This window comes from Neisseria sp. HMSC064E01 (assembly GCF_001808875.1).
GTDB classification, from domain to species: Bacteria; Pseudomonadota; Gammaproteobacteria; order Burkholderiales; family Neisseriaceae; genus Neisseria; species Neisseria sicca_A.
In genome coordinates this window covers 77,803-78,044 of sequence record NZ_KV794977.1, presented here as the reverse complement: position 1 = coordinate 78,044, position 242 = coordinate 77,803, and positions in this window count along the sequence as shown.

The window sequence follows — 242 nt, the reverse complement described above, 5'->3', positions numbered from 1 at the left end:
CTGATTCCGGATCGGGCAATGATGCAGGTAACGCGAAAAGGATTTGGTTGGGAAGATCTTGTTGGGGATGACGGTATGCCCTACGAAGCCGATTTATATTTCAAGCTGGATAATGATGACGCCTATATCGTACGCAGTTTTTTCTATATCCCTGCCGAAAACGGCAAAGCTCCTGCCAACTGGAAAGCCCAAGAAAAAGAAGCGGTCAACACCATAGAGAAAAAATTCCGCCAAGAAATCCT